Annotated in this window: 16 protein-coding genes; 2 read left to right on the top strand and 14 right to left on the bottom strand. The window is 33.9% G+C overall.

Annotated elements, in window-relative coordinates; all coding sequences use genetic code 11:
• The first annotated feature begins 8 nt into the window (after positions 1-8).
• Positions 9-1,145 (top strand): NTP transferase domain-containing protein, encoded by a 1,137-nt coding sequence (locus tag GKE48_RS11660; RefSeq protein WP_154301138.1) that lies wholly within the window; start codon positions 9-11, stop codon positions 1,143-1,145.
• Here GKE48_RS11660 and GKE48_RS11655 read toward each other — a convergent pair.
• Positions 1,117-2,541 carry a uracil-xanthine permease family protein gene (locus tag GKE48_RS11655; RefSeq protein WP_022098949.1) on the bottom strand — a complete coding sequence of 475 codons (1,425 nt, stop codon included), beginning with the start codon at positions 2,539-2,541 and terminating at the stop codon, positions 1,117-1,119. The genes GKE48_RS11660 and GKE48_RS11655 overlap by 29 nt on opposite strands.
• Before the next feature lie 96 nt (positions 2,542-2,637).
• Complete coding sequence (locus GKE48_RS11650; RefSeq protein WP_154301137.1) at positions 2,638-3,375, bottom strand: ATP-binding protein; 738 nt, start codon at positions 3,373-3,375, stop codon at positions 2,638-2,640.
• A gap of 155 nt (positions 3,376-3,530) precedes the next feature.
• Between GKE48_RS11650 and GKE48_RS11645 the strand changes: the two genes are divergently transcribed.
• Positions 3,531-4,181: a Crp/Fnr family transcriptional regulator gene (locus GKE48_RS11645; protein WP_154301136.1), complete on the top strand. Its 651-nt coding sequence runs from the start codon at positions 3,531-3,533 to the stop codon at positions 4,179-4,181.
• On the opposite strand, the gene GKE48_RS11640 is transcribed toward GKE48_RS11645, so the two are convergent.
• The 12 genes from GKE48_RS11640 to GKE48_RS14680 all read right to left on the bottom strand — a co-directional run.
• A complete protein-coding gene (locus GKE48_RS11640; RefSeq protein ID WP_154301135.1) occupies positions 4,178-4,636 on the bottom strand; it encodes an NUDIX hydrolase in 459 nt (152 codons plus the stop codon). The genes GKE48_RS11645 and GKE48_RS11640 overlap by 4 nt on opposite strands.
• 73 nt (positions 4,637-4,709) lie before the next feature.
• Positions 4,710-6,029, bottom strand: coding sequence for an MATE family efflux transporter (locus tag GKE48_RS11635; protein ID WP_154301134.1), 1,320 nt, complete (start codon positions 6,027-6,029; stop codon positions 4,710-4,712).
• A 485-nt stretch (positions 6,030-6,514) separates the two neighbouring features.
• On the bottom strand, positions 6,515-7,834 hold the full coding sequence (locus GKE48_RS11630; protein WP_012739737.1) for a sensor histidine kinase: 1,320 nt from the start codon (positions 7,832-7,834) through the stop codon (positions 6,515-6,517).
• Entirely contained in the window at positions 7,831-8,484 is a 654-nt protein-coding gene (locus tag GKE48_RS11625; protein WP_055216006.1) for a response regulator transcription factor, read from the bottom strand. The genes GKE48_RS11630 and GKE48_RS11625 overlap by 4 nt, the downstream gene beginning before the upstream one ends.
• 97 nt (positions 8,485-8,581) lie before the next feature.
• Positions 8,582-9,958 (bottom strand): ABC transporter permease, encoded by a 1,377-nt coding sequence (locus tag GKE48_RS11620; protein WP_119221065.1) that lies wholly within the window; start codon positions 9,956-9,958, stop codon positions 8,582-8,584.
• Positions 9,958-10,614, bottom strand: a complete 657-nt coding sequence (locus tag GKE48_RS11615; RefSeq protein ID WP_041688199.1) for an ABC transporter ATP-binding protein — start codon at positions 10,612-10,614, stop codon at positions 9,958-9,960. Before GKE48_RS11615 ends, GKE48_RS11620 begins: the two co-directional genes overlap by 1 nt.
• Positions 10,615-10,623: 9 nt before the next feature.
• Positions 10,624-11,790, bottom strand: a complete 1,167-nt coding sequence (locus GKE48_RS11610; RefSeq protein WP_154301195.1) for an FtsX-like permease family protein — start codon at positions 11,788-11,790, stop codon at positions 10,624-10,626.
• A 348-nt stretch (positions 11,791-12,138) separates the two neighbouring features.
• Positions 12,139-13,350, bottom strand: coding sequence for an ABC transporter permease subunit (locus tag GKE48_RS11605; protein WP_154301133.1), 1,212 nt, complete (start codon positions 13,348-13,350; stop codon positions 12,139-12,141).
• A 1-nt stretch (position 13,351) separates the two neighbouring features.
• Positions 13,352-14,227, bottom strand: coding sequence for an ABC transporter ATP-binding protein (locus GKE48_RS11600; protein WP_154301132.1), 876 nt, complete (start codon positions 14,225-14,227; stop codon positions 13,352-13,354).
• The gene (locus GKE48_RS11595; RefSeq protein ID WP_154301131.1) at positions 14,211-14,972 is read right to left on the bottom strand and encodes a hypothetical protein; all 762 of its coding nucleotides are present in this window, start codon (positions 14,970-14,972) and stop codon (positions 14,211-14,213) included. Before GKE48_RS11595 ends, GKE48_RS11600 begins: the two co-directional genes overlap by 17 nt.
• The gene (locus GKE48_RS11590; protein ID WP_055215998.1) at positions 14,962-15,480 is read right to left on the bottom strand and encodes an RNA polymerase sigma factor; all 519 of its coding nucleotides are present in this window, start codon (positions 15,478-15,480) and stop codon (positions 14,962-14,964) included. The genes GKE48_RS11595 and GKE48_RS11590 overlap by 11 nt, the downstream gene beginning before the upstream one ends.
• Before the next feature lie 3 nt (positions 15,481-15,483).
• Positions 15,484-15,719, bottom strand: a 236-nt coding sequence (locus tag GKE48_RS14680; protein ID WP_206671575.1) for a hypothetical protein, incomplete at its 5' end; no start/stop codon positions are given.

Genomic DNA, 15,719 nt, shown 5'->3' with positions numbered 1-15,719 from the left:
GGGGATTTATGAATAATTGTTATTTGGACGCAGAAGCCGTAATTACATTTTTCAGGATGACCGGCAGAAAACACATTTTTATAACAGGCAGCCGCGGCAGTGGAAAATCTCATCTTGTTAATAATATGTTAAAATATATGTCCGATTCTTTCAATCTGTTACAGAGTCATAGAACGGATACGCCACAGGTTGTCATTAAATCTAATCTGGTTGCTGACAATAAAGAATTCGTAATTGGTGTACCCCGGACATCTGGAATTAATCCTGCATCTAAAGGCAATAATATGACAATTATTGAAGATGGATTTATTAATTGCGCAATTCCTGCCATTGATACACATCTTGATACAACTCCTGAAAGGTTATTTGTTATTGATGAGCTTGGTTATCTTGAAAGCTCTTGCATCCCATTTCAGAAGGCTGTTGAAAAACTGCTTGATAATTCACATGTTTTAGCTGTAATCAGAAAACAATCCACAGAATTTCTAAACAGAATCTGTAACAGGAAAGATGTTCTTGTTATTGATATTGACAGCACATTTGAAACGCTTTCTTGCATTATTATGGCTTCCGGTATGTCAAAACGTTTTGGCTCTAATAAGCTGATTACAGACTTTAATGGACGCTCTCTTTTTGAAAATGCAGTATCTATAAGCCATTTTGCCGGCTTTGGTGAGACACTTGCAGTAACACGGCATGATGAAGTTGTCCGTATATGTGAAGATAAAAATATACATTTTCTCCGACATGACATGCCATACAGAAATGAAATGGTCCAGCTTGGAGTTACCAGAATTCTATCAGATAACGCTTCTTCAGGTAATCTGCAGCCTCAGGGAATCCTTTTCCTGCCATCAGACCAGCCGCTTATTACAAGGACAAGCCTGCAGCTTCTGTGTCTTACATTTCTTTATTATGATGATAAGATATGCAGACTTTCCTACAATGAAAATGCTGGTTCTCCATGTATATTTCCTGCAAAATATTACGATGAGCTTCTAAACCTTCCTGAGAAAAAAGGCGGCGGGTTCTTAACAAAAAAATATCCCGCACAGGTTGTATTAGTTCCTGTACGGGATGAATATGAACTATATGATATCGATACTCCAGACGATATTACTCGTCTTTTGAAGTTTCTTCATTAGCCGGTTTGCTCTTAGGAAGTATCACATTAAGTAATATTGCCACAAATGCTGCAGGTACAATACCTGACTCACCAAACATAAGCTGTACTGCCTGTGGTGTATGTTCAAGAATTGCAGGGCTTACACCCATTCCGTAACCTACACCAAGTGCAACTGAAACAATTGAAAGTCTTCTTGCATCAAGCGGCTCTTTAGTAATAAGCTGGATACCACTTACTATGATTGATGAGAACATCATAACTGCTGCACCACCAAGTACTGACTGTGGCATGATTGATATAAGTGCTCCAAGCTTAGGTATAAGTCCGCATAATATAAGGAATACCGCACCTGATGCAAGTGCAACTCTGTTAACAACCTTAGTCATTGCAACAAGTCCTACATTCTGGCTGAATGATGTATTAGGAAGCACACCGAACATTGCTGCAAGTGTTGAACCAAGACCATCACACATTACGCCTCCAGAAAGCTCCTTATCTGTTGCCTCTCTTCCCATTCCACCTTCCATAACGCCTGAAATATCACCAACAGTCTCTACTGCTGTTACAACAAACATTACAAGTACAGGAAGTATTGCTCTTAAATCAAACACAGGCTTAACTGGCATAAACTTTGGAATTGCAATCCATTTAGCCTCTGCTACCTTGTTCCAGTTAAGTACCCATGATTTAGTATACTCAACTCCATCAGCTGTAACTGCTGTATGTGGAAGAACCAGTCCCATAATAATTGCTACAATATAACCCACAATAATTCCAACAAGAATTGCAGATGAACTAAGATATCCCTTAGTCCAGTGCTTAACAAATAATATAACTACAAGCACAACAAATGCTAAGAAAAGATTTTCCAATGAACCAAAATCCTTAGCAGAGCTTCCACCACCAAATGAATTGATACCTACTGAGATAAGCGACAATCCTATGGAAAGAACTACTGTTCCTGTTACTACTGATGGGAAGAATTTTCTTAATGGTTTAATAAATGCTCCAAGTACAGTCTCAAAAAGACCACCTATAATAGATGCTCCCATAATTGCACCATAAGCTAATATTCCGCCACCCATAATCTTGGTAACACTGCTGAATACTCCGATAAATCCAGAGCTTGTACCCATAATAATAGGTACCTTTCCACCAACAGGTCCGATTGAAAACAACTGAATAAGTGTTACAATACCTGCAATAATCATTGCGTTCTGTAAAAGTGCAACCTGGATAGATGCATATTCACTTCCTGCCCCAATTCCACATGCACCTGTAATAATAAGCAGCGGTGTAAGATTACCTACAAACATTGCCATTACATGCTGAAGTCCAAGCGGTATTGCCTGTTTTAGCGGAAGCTTTCCATTAAAATCATATGCTTCCGGCATAAGCGCTTTTATTTTTTTCATAAGTCCTCCAAATATTTATAAGAATTTTATAAAGCACTAATACTATAATTCAAAATTCATGTGTTGGCAATATTTTAGTGTTATTTCTAATATTTTTTAATCTAATATTTTCCCATCAGTTGAAATCGTCACAACCTGCCATGGAATGAATTTTCCACTGTTCTGTAATGCTGTCCTTGCAGCATATTCAAGTCCTCCGCAGCATGGAACTTCCATTCGAACAATAGTAACACTCTGAATATTATTGTTACTTATTATCTGTGTAAGCTTTTCACTGTAATCAACATCATCAAGCTTCGGACAGCCGATAATAGTAATCCTTCCCTTCATGAAATCCTGATGCATATTGGCATATGCATATGCTGTACAATCCGCCGCGATTAAAAGCTTTGCTCCGTCAAAGTATGGTGCATTAACCGGCACAAGCTTAATCTGACATGGCCATTGTGCAAGCTGGGATTCTGGTGCAACCGGGGATACTGTGTATCCTGCTGCTGAATCTTCTGTCTTCGCATTTACCTGTGAATTTCTGTTAAACTGTCTCATCATGCTTCCAGGGCATCCTGAAAAATGTGGTTTCGCTGCAGCCTGCTCCTTTGCAGCTTTATTGGCAAGAACCGCAGCTTCATCATATGCTGCCGCTTCTCTTTCTACAAATGAAATTGCCCCTGTAGGACACTGTGGCAGGCAATCACCAAGACCATCACAGTAATCGTCTCTCATAAGTCTTGCCTTTCCATCAACCAATCCGATTGCCCCCTCATGACATGCTGTCACGCATGCTCCGCACCCATTACATTTATCCTCATCAATATGAATAACTCTTCTTATCATCACTTAATCCTCCTGTGTTCTCATTGATTTCGTGATTAAAGAATAATATAATGAGCATAATAAATATGTTGTTTTAACCACATTTTTGATAATTTATTAAAAATGTATTTTAAGTCAGAAAATTGGATTTTACCGGGGCAGTATAAGGAGAACTTATGGCAATTATCAAATCACCAATATTTAAAGATATCACCGAATCAGAAATATCAGAGATGACCGCAGCCGGATTTCTGCGTGCCAGAAAATTCCGCAAAAATTCGTTTATATATCATGTAACAGACAGCGTTCACGAAATTGGAATTGTTGCATCTGGTCAGGTAACTATTGAATATATAGATTTGTGGGGCAACAAAGCTATTATGAGCAATATTACTCCGGGACATGTATTTGCTGAAACATATGCTCTGACTGGCGAACCGCTCATGGTAGATGCGGTTGCATCTGAAACAAGTGTGATTCTTTTTCTTGATATGGATAAATTGATGAATTCACAATCTGAAAATACACACTGCAAAGATACAATCCTTAACAATCTGCTGCACATTTCCATTCAGAAGAATCTCACCCTGTCTAACCGGATATTCTGCACATCACCTAAGACAATCCGAGAAAGGCTTCTTATATATCTGTCCAATGAGTCAAGAAAAGCTGGCAGTCAGGAATTCGTAATTCCATTCGACCGCCAGCAGCTTGCCGATTATCTTAACGTTGACCGTTCAGCACTTTCCAAGGAACTTGGAAAAATGCGTGATGAAGGGCTTATTGAATTCAGAAAAAATGCATTTCATCTGCACAGCATTTGCTAAGAATTCTGTTCTATAAACCGTTTCACCACTGGTCTTATCGGTGGTGAAATGTTATCCAGTTCAACCTCGGCAATATTAAAAAACTTCAGTTCTTCAATTTCTTCTTCCTGTCTCTTTAATTCTCCATGGTATTTTCTGCACACATATATAATCTCAATATTAGACACTTCATCTCCATTAGGATACACGTAATGCACCTCCGGACCGGAATTCACCATAAAAAATTCTATCTCATCTGCAATAAGACCTGTCTCCTCAAACAGCTCTCTTCTTGCACAATCCTCCACTCTCTCGTCAAGTTCAATAGAACCCCCGGCATATCCCCATTTGTGATTATCTGTACGCTTTCCTAAAAGAATCTGGTTCTTTTCATTCACTATTATTATGCTTGCGGCGCACTGCATCAGTGTCCTGTGTCCTACAAGCTTTCTTAAATCCATTATGTAACCTGGCATTGTTTAATCCTTTCAACAGTAAATTCCAATTTATCCTCTAACTGCCTCTCCACACGAAAAGACATATTCTCTTCTATTCTACAAGACTCTTACTTTTCCATTTTCCACTTTTCCATCTAAGCACCATTCCAACTGCTCTCGCACACTCGTCACCTGCCATGGCAATATATGCCCCTACCGCAAGCAGCCCCATATGTATTCCAAGAAAATATGTTCCACCAACTGCAAACAGATACATAAATATTGCACCCATTATAACAGGGAAAATAGCATCTCCACTTGTTTTTAATGCCTGGCCATATACAAGATTTGTCACTCTTCCAAATTCAAGAAATATATCTACTACCAACAGTTTTACTACAAGATCAATCATCTGTATATCATTCGTAAATATATGAACGATAAAACGTCCGGTAATTGCAAATGTCACAGAAAAGCACGTTGCTGTTACAAGACCATATATCACAGCTTTTCGCGTACCCCTGTCACATTCCTCATACTTCTTTGCCCCGATTCTCCAGCCCGTCATAATGGCATTTGCCTGTGCAAGCGCAGCTCCCACACAATATGAAAAATTGGCTATCTGCATAGCATACGAACGAGCTGTAACATTCATTCCATCCGTATCCATATGGTTCATAAAACATACTATAAATGTCATTGCCACATTATAAAGTGCTGTTTCGAATGCCGAAGGAAAACCGATTTTAACAATCTGTGCAAGTATCTTTCGTGGTTGTGCGCGCTCAGGACTTTGCTTTGCTTTTATAAGTACAGCTCCCATTGCTGCTACAATAATAAGATTCACAACCTTTGAAAAAACTGTTGCAGCAGCAACTCCCATTACTCCCCAGTTAAACACAAACAAGAATACCGAATTCAATATAATATTAATTACATTACCAACAACTGTGCCTATTAAGGAATGTTTTGTATAACCAAACACTCTTAAATAACTCGAAAAAATTGGAATAAGCGCATTTAAAAAACTTGCACCTCCAACAATTTTAAGGTATGTTTCAGCCGGCTCAAGTAAAGCAGGGGCAATACTCACTATCTTAAGTATCCACCCAGAAAAAGCAGCAAGAATAAAAGACATCAGGATACCTGTCAGTGCATTAAATACAAGTCCAAGCTGTCTGGCCTGATATGCAATTCCAGGTTTTCCAGCTCCAATATTTTGTGACATAACTGCTACCATACCGGATGATATTACCCCGAACATGATAATAAAAACACCTATATATGTATTTGCTGTTCCAACAGCCCCCACAGCCTGATCACTTACTGATGATAACATCAGTGTATCAACCATACCTGAAAGCATATAAAATAAAGTTTCCAGGCATATTGGCACAGATAGCTGTGTCAATGTTTTTCTTTCACCTTCCATACATTCTCCTTAAAATACTAATGTAATATATATTATCAAATTCAGTTTCCGCATGAATCGTCCCACCAGTGTTTACGAACTCTGATAAGGGCAAATACAAGGGCAAAAAATCTGATAACACATTATAACACAAAATGAAAATGACATGGTGATTAACCAGTAGGAAATGTTGCATGATTAATCTGCTGTTTTGGCTGCCTTGATACTTCTTAGGTTGACGGCTAGATACGCATTAGAGATGTCTACATCCAAATGCTGTTCTAGCAAGGGACTTTTCCCTTGAACCCTTTGTTTATTATATGTGGGGCGCTTTTCGCCCCCAAATAGTGAAAGTGGGGGCACTTTCTGCCCCCGCTCAGGAAATATTGCTAAAATTGCGCCAATCTCGACAGTAATACCCATAATTCTGTTAGCAACGGTCGATACCTCCTTCCGTAAAAATGGGCATAAAAAAAAACAGAAACTATTGCAGAATTATATCTTGTTTAAGAAAATATTTTAATTTTAAAGATAAAAAATTCTTCATCCTGCAATGCTTTATATTCCATATTGTAATTATTCAGAATATTACTTACAATATATAAACCTAATCCATTACTATTTTCCTTATTTAAATCAAATTTAACATCAAATATTTTATCCATATTCGAAATTTTATTGTTACCGTATGTATTCTCTATATATAACCAATCATTAACTATCCCAATATTAATTACCCCATTTACATCAGTATATTTTACCGCATTACTAATCAAATTAGATAGAATAATCTTTAAAGCTGTTTTTCCTATATAAATATTCTCATCTAATATATAATTATTGACAGTTATTTTCTTTTGATTTGCTAATATTTCATACTTTTTTAATATGTCTTCTAATGTATCATTTATTTTCAAATATTCTTCATCATTATTCAAATTTTCTATAGAATGAACTGATAATATTTGAGAAATATTTTTTGTTAAACTATCAACGATTTCAATACATTCATTAATATAAATATCTCTTTCTTTATATTTTCCAATATTGTATTTCATGTTTTCCAGTATTATTTTAAGACTAGCAAGAGGAGTTTTAAGTTCATGGGATGCGCCTTTAAAAAAGTCATATTTTAACTTTTCTAATTTTAAAATTTCTTTATTTTTAAATTCCAAATCGTCAATTGTTCTTAATAAAGTAGAATACAAATCATTAATTTGTTGTTTTAATTCTCCAACCTCATCATTAGAGCTAACTTTTAAACGCGTTTTTTTATCCAGTTTCATCATTTTATCAGTAACAATTTTTATTTCTTGTAAATTATTTTTTATTGATTTTGCATAAATTAAAGAAATAATAGCAGAAAATAAAATTGATATTAATAATGAATATGGTAAAAATTTAAGGCTTAAATCTTTCGCATCTCTTTGCATATCAGCTGTAGAAACAAATTGTAGATTTATTTTTTTACCATCATTAAGCTTTATTTCTCTTTCTTCAATTATCAGAGAATTACTATCACTTTCTAAATTAACATTTATATTATCTTTGATTTGTATTTCATTCTTATTATTTTCTTCTTTTATAAATGCTTTTATTTCACTACTCTTAGAATAAAGTTCCAAAGTTTGTTCTATATATTTTATTTCTTTTCCATTCATATTACTAGAAATTTCATTTGCAATATTATAAATCTTTTCTTTTCTCGTCTCCAAATATGTTTTAGGAAAGATAAAAAAAACTAATGAATGAACTAATATAATTATTATTCCAAGAACAGAAAATATTTGTATGAACATTTTGGGAAATATCTTTAATTTTTTCATTTTCTCTCCAATTTATATCCTACATTTCTTATAGTAGTTATACAGTCTAATTGTAATTTTTTTCTAAGTTCTTTTATATATACATCTATTACTCGATCATAAGGAGTTTCTTCGCTATCTTTCCATACATAATCAATAATTTGCATTCTTGTTAACACTTGTCCATTATTATCCAATAAACATTTTAATACTTCTAGTTCTTTTGCATTTACATCTATTTCTTCACCATTTATTTTAGCTGTATAGCTATTAAAATTAACCGATAGATCCTTATATTCAAACTTCTCTAAATGTCCATAATTCTTCTTAATTAAAGAATCTATTCTAGCCTTTAAGACAGGCAATGAAAATGGCTTTTCTATATATCCATCTGCCAGATTAGTAAACGCATCAATTTTATATTCTTCATCACTAAATGCAGTCAGGATTAGAATTGGTAAATTGCTTTTCTTTCTAATTTCTTTCAATACTTCTAAACCATTTATAAAAGGTATCTGTATGTCTAAGATAACCAAATTTATATCGCTATTAAATTCTGACAAGGCTTCTCTTCCATCTTTAGCTTGAATAACAGTATATCCAAATTCTGAAAGATATTCACTTAATCCCTCTCTTATCATATTATCATCTTCAACAATTAATATTTTCATGTATACCTCCACTTAAGCCTATTCGCTTATATTGTACAGCATATTATTGGATATTTAAAAGCAAAAAAATTTTTGGTGCTAAAAAGCACCAAAAATTTTATTTATTGTCAATTAATAATTCTTTTGGATTCCTTCTTAATATATTGAATGAAGAAATAATCAAAGATACAAGAAGTACTAAACTCATAAATATAACTACATAAAATATGAATTTAGGTAATACATTTATATCTAAACTTGATAATGTCTTGTTAAATCCTTCAGCTTCTGCCCCACCACCTAATTGGCTAGATGCAGATTGTCTGGCAATTTGTTTAGCTATATCACCAGTAACCTTATTCAATATATTATTCCCAAGCTTTTCAGCTGTATACCTAGCTAAGAAATAAGAGCCAACATATGCGGGGATTGATATAAATACCATCTCAATCAGGAATTGACCAAAAATTTCTAATTTTGATATACCTAATGATAGTAATACTGCTATTTCCTTCTTTCTGGCATTCATCCATAATAATAATAATAATGAAACTACAACCCCTGCAAATATTAATGAGCCAGCAAATAATTTATTTGAAATTGAGTAGATACCTGATATAGATTGTTGTAATGCAGGATAATTTGATGAACTTTTAATCAAATTATATTCTCTCCAATTTATATCTAATTTCTCAATCTCTTTTATTACACTATCAAGATTCTTATCACCTTTTACAAAGAATGTTGCATCCTGGTATACAGCTGTATCTTCTGTATTACCATAAACTTTAGCAGCTGTATGAACATCAGTGATTAATGTATTTTCGTATAGTTCCTGTGCTGCACTTACTCCACCGCTATTATGCCCATCGAATAGACCTTTAATTTCTACTTCTACTGTTTCATTTGCACCTTTCTCATTATCAGCATCAAATAAATTAGATTTTATTTTTATCTTATCTCCAACTTTAAGATTATTTTTTTCAGCTAAATCTTTATGCATTAAGATTTTATTTTTATCTTCATTTTCTAAATGCTTTCCTTCTACTAATTTATATGCTTCTGATACAAATTTTGTTTCTTTTGATGAGTCGTTAACTCCGGTTAACATCACTGTTCTTTTAAAATTCTTCGCTCTTTTAGGCGATTGATTCGCAAGAGTCTCTTTAGTTTCAATAATATCATAATCAACTAAATCTGCAACACTGTTTATTCTTTTTACATAGGAGTCTATACTATCTGTTTGAGCTATCTTTTTAATATCTTCACCTTTTACATTTCCTCCACCTCTAGGTGTTCCTGGATTTACTTGTCTATTTATCTCCATAGAAAAACTATTTGTTATATTAGCAAATGTTTCTTTTGAGGCTCTGTCCGTAGCATCTTTAATAGATAAACTTATAAGACTTAAAGTTGACATAGCCAAAATAACTAACATAATAATTATTGATTTTAAGCTTTTTCTAGTTATATAAGCAAATGCATTTTTTATCATTATTCAACCTCCAAATTCATTTTATTTACTTTTTTTAACTTCTTACCACTTAGCTCTAAAATGATATCCGCAGAATCTGCTGCTTCCTTACTATGTGTTACAACTATTACACATTTATTCCTTTCTTTAGCTAATGTCTTTAATATATTAATTATTTCTCCGGCAGTAACACTATCCAGATTACCAGTAGGCTCATCAGCCAGTATTATTGGAGCATCTGATACCAATGCTCTGGCAATAGCTACTCTTTGCTGCTGTCCACCAGATAATTTCATAACATTTCTTTTTATTTGTTTTTTATCTAAGCCTAGTTCAAACAAGATACTTTCATCTGCTGATTTATTCACTAATCTAATATTTTCAATCGGCGATAAATAATCTATTAAATTATAGTTTTGAAATACTAAAGATATATTATTTTTTCTATGATTACTATATCCTTTCTTTTGTATATCTTCATTCTTAAACAATATTTGTCCTGTTTGAGGTTTATCGAGTCCAGCAAGTAAGGAAAGAAGTGTAGATTTTCCTGCTCCTGACTTTCCTACTATCGCATAAAACTTCCCAAGTTCAAATTTTTGATTTACTCCTGACAAAACTTTTTCTTTAGAATTGGCATAACTATATGATACATTCTTTATTTCTAATATTTCCATCATTTTCTCCTAACTTATTTTTGATAATATTTCTTTAGGCTTCTTGATTAATATTAATGAAGAAGCAAATACAACTGATAAAACAATAATACTTATTAATATTAAATAACTTTGTCCAAGTGTTGTAATATTTAACATAAAACTATCATTTATTAAACTTCCACCAGAAATCATTGAGTCCTCTGAGTTAACGATTCCACCTGCAATTACTTTTAGTAATACATTTCCTAAAAATAAGGAAGATATTATACTTGGTAGCGATATGAATATTAACTCGAATATAAATTGCATTATAATATGTATCTTAGGTGTTCCAATAGATAAAAATATACCTATTTCATAAATTCTTTCTCTTAACCATAGAATCAAGATTAATGAAAGAACAACCATCCCACCTAACATAATAGAATAAGTCATTATTTTTATTATGTGTTTTATTCCACTCACTGACTCCAAAGACTCTTCAAACGCATTAGAATCTTTTTCAACAAAATACTTTGACTCATCAATTTTAAGCTCTTTTAATTTGTTTAAGGCTAAGTCTGTAGATTCTGCACTACCAGAATACATTAAAATTTTATTTGCGATTTTATTATTTTCTGATTTATTTAATATCTCTTGACTTGTTGAATAATCTACAAACACCATATTTTCGCTAAAATCAGAAGATAGCCCTGTATATGTTTCATGTTTTTTACCAGAAAAGATTCCTATAATTTTAAATTTATGACTTTTTATTTTTCCACTTTTTTCAATATCTAGTAATTCAAGATCAACTTCATCACCTAATTTTAGATTGTTTTGTTTAGCAAATTCTTCATGAACAATAATTGAATCCTTATCATTTTCTCCTATATTTTTACCTTCTTTAATTGTAAATACTCCACTACTAAATAAAATATTTCTTTTAGTATTATTTGTAGCTTCGAGTGAAACAACATTCTTAAATTCGTCAGATAAATCTTCTCTATTTATTCTTTGTTCTCCGCTAACTACTTTAGCATCTTTTAGCTTTGCTAATCCATCATATTGCATTATTATTTCTTCAATTTCTTTTAATTTTTCAATATCTTTAAATTCATTAACATTAAAATAGTTACCATCTTTTCTTGTTATTGATATTGAAGAATTAGAACTTTCATATAAAGCCTTTTCTATTTCATCGCTTGATTTCATTATTGTTAAACAAGAATACAAGCAAGAAAGAACTATAGTTAATATGATAAAAATTATTAAAGTTCTATTTCTCTTTCTTGTAATATATGCTATAGCATTTTTTATCACTTTCCTAACTACTCCTTTCTATTTTCTTACTCCATAACTAATTGCATCTACTGGACAAGCATTTTTTCATAAATTATTTCTCCTTTATTTTTTTCACAATAGCATTTTATAGCTACTTTTAATATCATTCTACACACCTTTTATGAAACGTTGATGAAATATAATTTTTTATTTTTCCTACACTTTGAATTATACAGGAAGCCAGTCTGTAATTTGGTGGTATCTCCGTCAATCTGTTATTTATGCCTTCATCCTTCTTGACCAGCTCTTTATAGCGAATGGCATACTTAGAATACCAATCAAGACAGGAATTGTAATAAGTAGATATGGTGACCAGATAAGCTTGCCAAAAATACGAAAAGTATTAGTTCTGAAAATATCTGTTGAACTTCCTACCAATGGTATTAAATCCAATGCTTTTTGCATTCCATAAGGAAGATATTCTGCAATCATCATTGGTCCATATACAACAGCCAGACTAAGCAGTAAGGTAAGTACATTATTTTTTACAGCCGCTGATATAAACATAACAATTCCGGCAAAACCTATTGCTCCAAGCAGTACAAAAGCATATTCATAAATTTCTGCCTGCAGCATATTCATAGGTGCAACAGCAATCAGCTTGATATTCTGAATCGGCATATCCCATCCAGCAGTTCCCATAAAAAACAACTGTGATATAACACTTGAAACAGCAAGTAATGCAAATAACTCCACTGTAAACGCTAAACCAGTAAGAATTTTGGCAAGAGCGATTTTCCCCCAACCATTTCGAGTCGTCAATACTAATGCACTTGTATTATCATGCCATTCGCCAGCAAATAAAGAGGATAAAACAATACCGAGAAACAAAGCCATCACAACTCCCAGATCCGCAACCGTACTACCAAGAAGCGTTGACCATCCTTCTACCCACTCATAATGAAATGGTTTTTCTACCTTTCTCTCTATCTGATGTAAAAACTCTTTTTCAGCTCCTACCTGACCACTGACATCCAAAAACTCATCAAGCACCTGCTGTCTTCTTTCATAGAAACCTGTTAACTTATCCGGATCAACATAGCTTATCATCGTTTTATAATTACTGGTATCTCGAAGCTCCGGATACAATGTTGCGAGCCAACTATTAACTATCTGCCAGTCTGTCTTTTCCAGTTCTTCCTCCATACCGTCAGCTTCCATTTGCTGATAATCACTTACTATTTGCTGCAAGGTTTCATCCGTCAATTCTCCACCAAATGAAAGTGCATATCCCTGACTATCCTTTATTACTGTATATCCATCAAAATTATTGCCAAAAGCACTTGTATAGTCATCTGAGCTGCCAAAACCGAACCATTGAAACGAAAGTATGCTTCCAAAAATTACATAATAAACAAAACACAACAACACACATATTTTAACAATTTTCTTTCGCCATAACTTTTTATGCTCTAACCAAAATAGTTCCATTCTATTTCACTCCTTCCTCTGTGGGAAAATAAAATAAATAAAGATCTTCCAGTGTAGCTTCACAAGAAACCGCTCGCTCACTAGGAATATTGTCTGAAATAATACGCAATATAATTTCTTTTCCTTCGTGCCGTAAATTAGCAACCGTTGCTTTTGTCTGCCATTGTCTAGCTTCTTGTGGAGAAACAGAAAGCTCCCAAACCTTACCATTTGCCTTGTGAATCAACTCAGGAACCGTACCCTGCAATACTAATTTTCCTTTTTTCATCAATAGCACTTCATCTGCTATTGCTTCTATATCCGATACAATATGTGTGGAAAGAATTACAATTTTATCGCCTGCATACTCTGAGAGCAGATTACGAAAACGGACACGCTCTTTCGGATCAAGTCCCGCAGTCGGCTCATCCAAAATCAAAATTTTCGGATTATTAAGTAACGCCTGTGCAATTCCTACTCTTTGTTTCATACCACCGGAAAAAGTTTTTACTTTTTTGTTTGCCACATGGCTTAAATCAACTACTTCCAACAATTCAGTCACACGTTTTTTTGCAACATTCTTCGGTATTCCTTTCAGTGCTGCAATATACATTAAGAACTCCATCGCAGTATAATTTGGATAATATCCAAAATCCTGTGGTAAATAACCCAACACATTCCGGTAATCTGCCCCCATCGAAGTTACTTCTTTTCCATCCAGCAATACCTCCCCTGAGGTTGACTCCAAAACAGCACATAGCAAACGCATCAATGTTGTTTTACCTGCACCGTTAGCCCCCAAAAGACCATATACTCCCGGCTTTAAGGTTGCACTAACACAATCTACCGCTATTTTCCTGCCATACTGTTTTGTTAAACGATCAAGCGACAATTCCATACATTTTTCCTTCCTTTCTCATCTCTGCAATATAATGAATTTCATTTATAAAGAACATAGCAAAAATCAAAAATGTAACAATCCACACCCCCACTGCTGATGTTTCATATAACCATGGCAATATTCTTGCTGACATCCCCCAACAAATGCAGGAACCCAGCATTACAATCGCACATATCTGTAAACTCTGTTTCTTTTGCAAACGGATCAAACGTAGCAACGCAACTATACACACTAAGTACGGAACCAGGCAGTATAGAATCATCTGTCCAATCTCTTTATAAGAATTTTGCAAATAAACTTCCATACACAAAAGAATTGTTATACACACCAAATTAGCAGCCCCAGCCAAAACCAGCTTTGCTAACGTGATTTGGGCACCAGAAGCTCTTGTTACCGCTTCAATCTCGCTCATTCCATAATATTGGCTTTTAAAAATTGCTGGCATGATAGCCAATACAAACAGCGGCATAAAAATTGGTATATTCTTTGGCACGTCTGCAATGCTGGCAATTGTTAAACAAACTATAAATAACGTTACTGCCTGCAAACCAAATATTGGAATACCTTCAAAGCGAAATACATCTGAAAGATAGTGAAAGAAACCTGTCCTCGGTTCTGCCCTAGTCACTTCCTGTTCTCGTACAATTTCAGTGCAAAGCTTAATCGTTTCCTCTAATCTTTTAGGTTGTACTTCCTCTCCTAAAGATTGCTGTAAATAGCCCTTCAAATTTTTATCTTTCATTTTCCTGCTCCTTTCTCATAATTTTTAAAGCATTACGAACCCTGCTTTGTGCTGTTCGCATATTGCATCCCATCACTTTTGCAATCTCTCCAAAACTAAGTTGTTCTCCAAAGCGTAGAATGACTGCTTCCCTTTGTTCTGATGATAAAAAATTCAAAAAATAGCTTATCTCTGCCCTATCCTCTAGCCGAACTATGTCGTTATACTCATGCACTATATTTTCTTCATCTTCTAATGGATAAAACTCAACCTTCCTACTTTCATCAATACATAAATGATTTGCAATCGTGTATAGATAAGCCTTAAATTTCTTTTTCCCTTTATATCCGGATAAATTCTTAAACAACTTCAAAAATGTTTCCTGAGTCAGGTCTTCTGCTTTTTCCAGATTAGAGCAATGCCACCTACAGTAACGTAAAATAGATGTATAATAGCGTTTTATCAATTCTTCTGCTACATTTTCATTTCCAAGTAGAATCTGTTCCACTAATTCGTCATCACTCAACACGCATCAGACTCCTTTCCATTGAATATCTGTATATATATAATAACGGGTTATGCACTTAAAATGATTAAAAGATTCCTCATTTTTTCTTTTTTGCCCATCATAGCCACTGCGATACCCTCTTTCAAAATGTGCTAAAGCCTTATCCCTTTTGCATAGATTTATCCACTTTGTCAAGGTGGCTATGTAAACAGTACCAGAGAACGCAAAAAAGCCGCCTACTCTTAAAATCAATAAGAATA

Origin of the sequence: Lachnospira eligens (genome assembly GCF_009680455.1) — a bacterium.
In the GTDB taxonomy this organism is placed as follows: domain Bacteria; phylum Bacillota; class Clostridia; order Lachnospirales; family Lachnospiraceae; genus Lachnospira; species Lachnospira eligens_A.
Note: the sequence above shows the minus strand (reverse complement) of the source record. Positions and strands in the feature narration are given on the sequence as shown.

Excerpts from the sequence above, each read along its gene's own strand:
- GKE48_RS11625 (WP_055216006.1), bottom strand. The coding sequence starts at position 8,484 with ATGAAAATATTAATTGTTGAAGATGATAATATGATAAGAGAGGGATTA.
- GKE48_RS11615 (WP_041688199.1), bottom strand. The coding sequence starts at position 10,614 with ATGGAAATATTAGAAATAAAGAATGTATCATATAGTTATGCCAATTCT.
- GKE48_RS11605 (WP_154301133.1), bottom strand. The coding sequence starts at position 13,350 with ATGGAACTATTTTGGTTAGAGCATAAAAAGTTATGGCGAAAGAAAATT.
- GKE48_RS11610 (WP_154301195.1), bottom strand. The coding sequence starts at position 11,790 with ATGAAATCAAGCGATGAAATAGAAAAGGCTTTATATGAAAGTTCTAAT.
- GKE48_RS11595 (WP_154301131.1), bottom strand. The coding sequence starts at position 14,972 with ATGAAAGATAAAAATTTGAAGGGCTATTTACAGCAATCTTTAGGAGAG.
- GKE48_RS11640 (WP_154301135.1), bottom strand. The coding sequence starts at position 4,636 with ATGCCAGGTTACATAATGGATTTAAGAAAGCTTGTAGGACACAGGACA.
- GKE48_RS11645 (WP_154301136.1), top strand. The coding sequence starts at position 3,531 with ATGGCAATTATCAAATCACCAATATTTAAAGATATCACCGAATCAGAA.
- GKE48_RS11660 (WP_154301138.1), top strand. The coding sequence starts at position 9 with ATGAATAATTGTTATTTGGACGCAGAAGCCGTAATTACATTTTTCAGG.
- GKE48_RS11635 (WP_154301134.1), bottom strand. The coding sequence starts at position 6,029 with ATGGAAGGTGAAAGAAAAACATTGACACAGCTATCTGTGCCAATATGC.
- GKE48_RS11650 (WP_154301137.1), bottom strand. The coding sequence starts at position 3,375 with ATGATAAGAAGAGTTATTCATATTGATGAGGATAAATGTAATGGGTGC.
- GKE48_RS11600 (WP_154301132.1), bottom strand. The coding sequence starts at position 14,227 with ATGGAATTGTCGCTTGATCGTTTAACAAAACAGTATGGCAGGAAAATA.
- GKE48_RS11620 (WP_119221065.1), bottom strand. The coding sequence starts at position 9,958 with ATGATAAAAAATGCATTTGCTTATATAACTAGAAAAAGCTTAAAATCA.
- GKE48_RS11630 (WP_012739737.1), bottom strand. The coding sequence starts at position 7,834 with ATGAAAAAATTAAAGATATTTCCCAAAATGTTCATACAAATATTTTCT.
- GKE48_RS11655 (WP_022098949.1), bottom strand. The coding sequence starts at position 2,541 with ATGAAAAAAATAAAAGCGCTTATGCCGGAAGCATATGATTTTAATGGA.